Annotated in this window: 7 protein-coding genes; 3 read left to right on the plus strand and 4 right to left on the minus strand. The window is 32.9% G+C overall.

The window, feature by feature from the left end; translation table 11 throughout:
• Both B3J44_RS05620 and B3J44_RS05625 read right to left on the minus strand, forming a co-directional pair.
• Nucleotides 1–197: phosphoribosyltransferase family protein (locus tag B3J44_RS05620; protein ID WP_286966679.1), on the minus strand; the 197-nt coding region annotated here is incomplete at its 3' end.
• Nucleotides 198–259: 62 nt separating this feature from the next.
• Nucleotides 260–658: an RNA-binding S4 domain-containing protein gene (locus tag B3J44_RS05625; protein WP_286966681.1), complete on the minus strand. Its 399-nt coding sequence runs from the start codon at nt 656–658 to the stop codon at nt 260–262.
• 79 nt (nt 659–737) lie between these two features.
• Here B3J44_RS05625 and B3J44_RS05630 point away from each other — a divergent pair, with 79 nt between their 5' ends.
• Together B3J44_RS05630 and B3J44_RS05635 are read left to right on the plus strand one after the other, a co-directional pair.
• Nucleotides 738–1,910, plus strand: a complete 1,173-nt coding sequence (locus B3J44_RS05630) for an FKBP-type peptidyl-prolyl cis-trans isomerase (protein WP_286966683.1) — start codon at nt 738–740, stop codon at nt 1,908–1,910.
• 238 nt (nt 1,911–2,148) lie between these two features.
• A complete protein-coding gene (locus B3J44_RS05635) occupies nt 2,149–3,090 on the plus strand; it encodes a hypothetical protein (RefSeq protein WP_286966685.1) in 942 nt (313 codons plus the stop codon).
• A gap of 78 nt (nt 3,091–3,168) precedes the next feature.
• Here the strand turns inward: B3J44_RS05635 and B3J44_RS05640 are convergent, their stop codons facing one another.
• Both B3J44_RS05640 and B3J44_RS05645 read right to left on the minus strand, forming a co-directional pair.
• Nucleotides 3,169–4,122 carry a transketolase family protein gene (locus B3J44_RS05640; RefSeq protein WP_198858148.1) on the minus strand — a complete coding sequence of 318 codons (954 nt, stop codon included), beginning with the start codon at nt 4,120–4,122 and terminating at the stop codon, nt 3,169–3,171.
• Between the two features lie 73 nt (nt 4,123–4,195).
• Entirely contained in the window at nt 4,196–5,044 is an 849-nt protein-coding gene (locus tag B3J44_RS05645; protein WP_095931688.1) for a transketolase, read from the minus strand.
• Nucleotides 5,045–5,334: 290 nt separating this feature from the next.
• Between B3J44_RS05645 and B3J44_RS05650 the strand changes: the two genes are divergently transcribed.
• The gene (locus B3J44_RS05650; protein WP_286966687.1) at nt 5,335–6,216 is read left to right on the plus strand and encodes a hypothetical protein; all 882 of its coding nucleotides are present in this window, start codon (nt 5,335–5,337) and stop codon (nt 6,214–6,216) included.
• Nucleotides 6,217–6,518 lie beyond the last annotated feature (302 nt).

The raw sequence follows: 6,518 nt of genomic DNA on the forward strand, positions 1-6,518 counted from the left end.
ACTTCGCAGATTGAAACCTTTAGGGTAGAGATGCTGCTAAGTGCCGAAGCAACTTTTTCGGCAAAAACAAATCCGTTAGAAGCAATTCCTGCAATAACAACTTCTTCTTCGTCTACAAAAGTCTCGTAAATTTGATAAGCGATACGTTTTATTTTATGTTCGATTTCTTGATTAGTTAAGATTATATTGCTGCTCATGGTATATTTTTTTGCTAATGTACAAATTTATTGAAAGTCCTATTTTTTATTGCAATTACTATTTAAAGATCGTCATGGTCTTCATCGTCTTCATGAACATCATCTCCATAATCATCAATGTCTCTTCGGTCTTTTTTAGTTGGACGTCCGGCACCAGTTCTTCTAGAATGTTCTTTAGATAGTTTTAGCATCTCTAAATGGGCAAAAGCTTCTGGTGGAGTTTCGTTTTTTTGATAAAGATCTACCAATTTTGCGCCAACTCGATTTTGCGGAATATCTAAAACCGTTATAATTTGTGTAATTTGATCTTTTCTAAAGGTGATTCGGTCTGTAGGAAAAACTTCTTTTGAAGGTTTTGCAACTTGCCCATTTACAGTGATCTGATTCTTTTTGCAAGCTTCAGTAACCATGTTTCTGGTCTTGTAATAACGAACGCACCACAAGTATTTATCTATTCTCATAATTTTTCTAAAATCCAAGTTAAATTCTTTACAAAAATAAATCAATATTGTATCTTGCGCACCTAAAAAAATGATAATAATGAATAAATTTAAATATTATTTTGTTTTGTTGCTTGCTGGCCTTGCCATCGTTTCTTGTAATAAAAATGATGACGATAATGTAGTGGTTGTTCCTTTGAGGGATTATGCAGAGCAGTATAAAGCAGATAATGATTCTATTGAAAAATTTTTAAAGACTAATTATATTGTTGTAGATAAAACAACTTTTGATGTTAAAATAGAAAAAATTCCAGCTGGAGGAACTCAAGTTTCGATTTGGGACCAGAAAGAGTATCCTTTGCAAACTAGACCTGTTTATAGTCATGATGTAAATTATAAAGTTTATTATTTATCTTTAAATAAAGGTGTTGGAGACAGGCCATGTAACTTTGATGCTGTTAAGGTTGCTTATGTCGGAACACTTTTAGATAATACTCAATTTGATAGTTCCTATGGGTTAGCTGTTGATTTAGATTTGAATATTTACGCAGCAAGACACGCAATAGACGGTTGGGGAGAGATAATACCTCAATTTAACGTTGGAACTAAAAATCCAACAGCAGATGATGGGACTATTTCCTATGATGGTTATGGTGCTGGGGTAATGTTCTTGCCTTCAGGATTAGGTTATTATGCGGATGCTCAAGTGGGTATTCCTTCGTATTCTCCTGTAGTATTTAGTTTTAAGTTATTTGCTTTAAAACGATCTGATCTTGAGTACAGCTCTTCTTCACAAGCTACAGTAGGTGATGGTGTTCCATCTTATTTAGAAGATATTAATGGTGATGGATATTTATATGACCAAAGAGATACGGACAGATATCCTAATTTGCCAAAAGAGTTAATAGACGATACAGATGGAGACGGAATTCCTGATTTCATGGATTTTGATGATGATGGGGATGGTTACACGACGAGATTTGAAATTTCAAAACCTAGTGATCAGATTGGTTGGGGAACATTAAATGGAGAGCCTTTTAATTATGGTATCAGTTTGTACTATCCTTACAATCCAGTACCAGATAATCCTGATACTCCAAATATAGACGAAACAGAGCTTTGGGGTATTCCAAGCAGACCATCAGGAGCACTTACTGATCCATCTAAGCCTGAGTCTATAACAAATCCTCGTAAATATGTTCCGGAAGATTATACAACACCAGGACGATTAAGAATTCATCTTGATAAAAAATATCCTTATCAGAAAAATTAAAATAAGATTTACATAAAAAAAGACCTCGAAATCAATATTTTGAGGTCTTTTTTTTTATGTAATATCCAAAGCTGTATAGATTTGTTGCAATTGATGATATGTTAAAGTTTTTTTCTTAGGCATTGTTTATTAGTTAGTTATGTTTATTGTAAGAATTATTATTATGTTTTACGGAATCACGTAAGGAATTTATTTCTTTTGATTTTAATTTTGAAAGAATAATATTAAAATTTACAAAATGAAAAAATTAATTACATTATTTTTAGGGCTTACTATTTTGTCATGTAGTAGCGAAGATCAGGTAAATCAAGATGTTGCTTCTTCAAAAGAAACTTCAGCTTCAGTTTTAGATGGTAAAATGTTATCATTTAAAAATGAAGAGTCTTTTATTAAAGAATACTCAGATCTTGCTTTACTAGATAGTAAAGGCCTTCAGGATTGGATTACTTCGAAAGGAGTAAATTCATTATCAAAAGTTTCTGATGAATCAACTGCTATGGAAGAAGATGTTCTTTCAGAAACAAGAATTATTTATTCAGATGCATTAGAAGCAGTTCTAAATACTGAATCAAAAGTTAAAATTGGTGGTAAGGTATTGTGGCTTAATGAGCGTGATTTCTATCTTCTATCAGAGAATGAAATTAATAAGAGTCCAAAGGAACTTATTGGTATTAAAGAAAATTTAGTAGTTTATGGCCAATTATTAAGTGTTTCGAAATCTACTAAAGATTTAACAAGTAGATATGTTATTCCGAACGAAAATAGAATTAAAACATTTGTTACAGACGAAGGTAGTTTTAATGTGCCAGGAATGAGATATAGACATGTATTAGACTTGTATAATGAGACAGTTCTTTTAAATAATGTTGTTTATTCAAGTAAAATGTTTTTAAGATCATTAATGCAATATCGTTCATGTTCAACTTGGAGATGTACATGGAAAACAGAAACAACTCCTATGCAAGTAGATGGTAGCAATATAGCTGCAAATTCTTTGTTTTGGAGTGCATCATTAGTTATGGATAGTTCGGTGTCTGGAAGTAAAACGTTTCTATTGGCTACTTGGACTCCAAAAGCACCATATAGTGAGCAAGCTTGGTATCAAAACTTTGAAGTTTCAGGAAATTTCAAGATTTATGTAGTAAATGCTTGGCATGAAATTCCTCTTTCTTGGTATTAAAAGCTAAATAGTTGATTAAAATAAAAAGCCTCGAAATGTAAATTTCGAGGCTTTTTTATAAAGTAAGAAAACGTAAAATTATTTTCTTTTGATTACTCTTTCTACAGCTTCAACAATCGCTTGATTGTTTAATTTGTATTTTTCCATCAATTGTTCTGGTGTTCCAGATTCTCCAAAACTATCTTTAACTGCTACAAATTCTTGTGGAGTTGGATTGTTTAAAGCTAATACTCCAGAAACACTTTCTCCAAGACCTCCAAGGTAATTGTGCTCTTCTGCAGTAACAACACATTTAGTTTTAGCAACAGATTTTAGAATAGCTTCTTCATCAAGAGGCTTAATTGTGTGGATGTTGATTACTTCTGCAGAAATTCCTTTTGCTTCAAGAGCTTCAGCAGCGATAAGCGCTTCCCAAACTAAGTGTCCTGTTGCGATAATAGTAACGTCTGTTCCTTCATTTAACATAATTGCTTTTCCAATTACGAAAGGCTCGTCAGCAGGAGTGAAGTTTGCTACAACTGGACGTCCGAAACGTAAATAAGCTGGACCGTGATGATCTGCTAGTGCCAAAGTTGCAGCTTTAGTTTGGTTGTAATCGCAAGTATTGATTACAGTCATTCCAGGCAACATTTTCATTAAACCAATATCTTCTAAGATTTGGTGAGTTGCTCCGTCTTCTCCTAAAGTTAAACCAGCATGAGAAGCACAGATTTTTACGTTTTTATCTGAGTAAGCAACAGATTGACGAATTTGGTCGTAAACTCTACCTGTAGAGAAGTTAGCAAAAGTTCCAGTAAAAGGAATTTTTCCTCCAATTGTTAAACCTGCAGCGATTCCAATCATGTTAGCTTCAGCGATTCCGATTTGGAAAAAACGCTCTGGGTGATTTTTCTTGAAATCATCAAATTTTAATGATCCAATTAAATCAGCACACAATGCAACAACATTTTCGTTTTTTTGACCTAATTCAGTCATTCCCGCTCCAAAACCAGAACGAGTATCTTTACTTCCTGTATTTTCGTATTTTTTCATTTTGTTTTTTGCTATACGCAATAGGCTGTAGGCAATAGGCTTAAGGCTTAATGCTTACTGCTTAAAGCATTTTTTAATAATCTGCTAAAGTTGAAATGTTTTGAGCTAAAGCACTAGCCAATTGGTCGTTGTTTGGTGCTTTACCATGCCAAGCATGAGTGTGCATCATGAAATCTACACCATTACCCATTTCTGTATGTAATAAAATACAAACTGGTTTTCCTTTTCCTGTTCTTGATTTAGCGTCAGTTAAACCAGCAATGATAGCATCGATGCTGTTTCCTTCTTTAATTTCTAAAACATCCCAGTCAAAAGCTTCAAATTTAGCGCGAATGCTTCCCATTGGCAAAACTTCGTCAGTTGTTCCGTCAATTTGTTTTCCGTTTAAGTCGATAGTTGCAATAATGTTGTCTACTTTCTTAGCAGATGCATACATGATAGCCTCCCAGTTTTGACCTTCTTGCAATTCTCCGTCTCCGTGTAAACTATATACAATATGATTGTCTTTGTTTAATTTTTTAGCTTGCGCTGCTCCAAGAGCTACAGATAAACCTTGTCCTAATGAACCAGACGCAATACGAACTCCAGGTAAACCTTCGTGTGTTGTTGGGTGTCCTTGTAAACGAGAATCTAATAATCTGAATGTAGCTAATTCTGAAACTGGAAAATATCCGCTGCGTGCTAAAACGCTATAGAATACAGGTGAGATATGTCCGTTTGAAAGGAAAAATAAATCTTCTCCAATTCCATCCATGTCAAAACCTTCTTTGCGGTCCATTATATTTTGATATAGTGTAACCAAAAATTCAGTACAACCTAAAGAACCGCCTGGGTGTCCAGAGTTTACAGCATGTACCATTCTAAGAATATCTCTTCTTACTTGGATCGTTAAATCGCTTAATTGTTGTGTGTTAGGCTTCATTTTATATGTAAAAGTTAAACTGAAGCAAAAGTAGGCGTTATTTTGTGTGCAGACAAATGATTTTTTGCTTTAGTTTTATTACAATTGTTAAATTTCTGCTTGAATCGCTAATTTTCAAATCTTCCATTTAAACAATCCTATTTTAAAATGCGTTTTTTTGTCTGATAATGTTGCTTTTTTGGCTTATCGGGATTAATTTTTTATTTCTTATTATTTAGGTTTGGCTGTGATATTTAAGTAAAATCGTTAAATCACCTATAAAAGGAAGTATTAATAAAAAAAGAAATAGAATGAAAAGATTGGTAGGATTAGTAATGTTATTTAGCGTTCTTGGCTGTTCAACCGAAGAGGTAGGAGTAGAAAATTCAAAAAATTTAACTGCCACTGTTCCAGTGCGATTAAATAATAGTTTGAGTAAAACTACAGGAAAGTCAATCAAAAGAGGGGTGTTGTACGTAGAACTAAATTTTTTATCATTAATAGTATACTCAAATACGGGAGGGCCGTCAACCATTCTAAAATATGATATTGTACCTAATGATGATATAAATGCAGAAGATGTTATTGTGTTGAAAAACATACAGCCGGGTAATCGTGTTGGATTTCAAGCATTAGGTAATGGAGATTTAATGACGAATAGCATAATATATACAGGGAATTCATTAAATGAGAGATTTGTAAGGGTTGATTCTAGGTCGGCTCAAGAAGTGTTTGATGAGGCAAATGCTAAAATACCTTACTTAAAATGGGATACAGGGATAATATATAAGGACATAGTTTCAGGGACAAATTCAGAATTAGTTTTGGATTTAAAACCAATAACAGCTAGAAAAATAGTAATATATGAATTATCAGATGAACTAAAATCTCTTGGATATAAGGCTTCTATTGCTTCCTTATATGATCCAATGGTAATGCTTTCTGGAAATAGTACAGTATTGAGTTTTAATGATGATGCTGTGGAAAATTTATCAGGAGATAACATAATTATTTATGATAATAATAATGAGAAGGTGGCTGAGTATTTTTATCAGCCAAGGATAGTTGCAGGGGAGTCTACAAATATTATTGTAACTATTACCTCAGATAAAATACCTGTTCAAAATACTATTAAATCTTCGATTTTTGTACCAGTTTTTAAATCATCAGAGCCTGTAAGAATTAATCAGTAAGATAAAGAATAAGCAATTAGTTATCAAAAGAGTAGAAGTTTAATTTTCTACTCTTTTTTAGGATTTATCTTAGCTCGGAATTATATTTTTGAGGTTGTCTTATTAATTATAAGATTTTGTGAAAAATGAGAATTTTTCAGTAATTCACAAATAGAGATTTTAGCTTACTCAGTATCACCTTCGCTATAATAATTATTCTCTTCATCTTCTGAGCCAATTTCTTCTTGCTCATCATCTAATTCAGCTCCGGGAATATCCAAATCATTTCCAAGTTTGTCGCTGTTTTGTTTCCATTCGTTGTC

Source organism: Flavobacterium sp. UBA4854 (assembly GCF_002399805.1).
In the GTDB taxonomy this organism is placed as follows: Bacteria; Bacteroidota; Bacteroidia; order Flavobacteriales; family Flavobacteriaceae; genus Flavobacterium; species Flavobacterium ginsengisoli.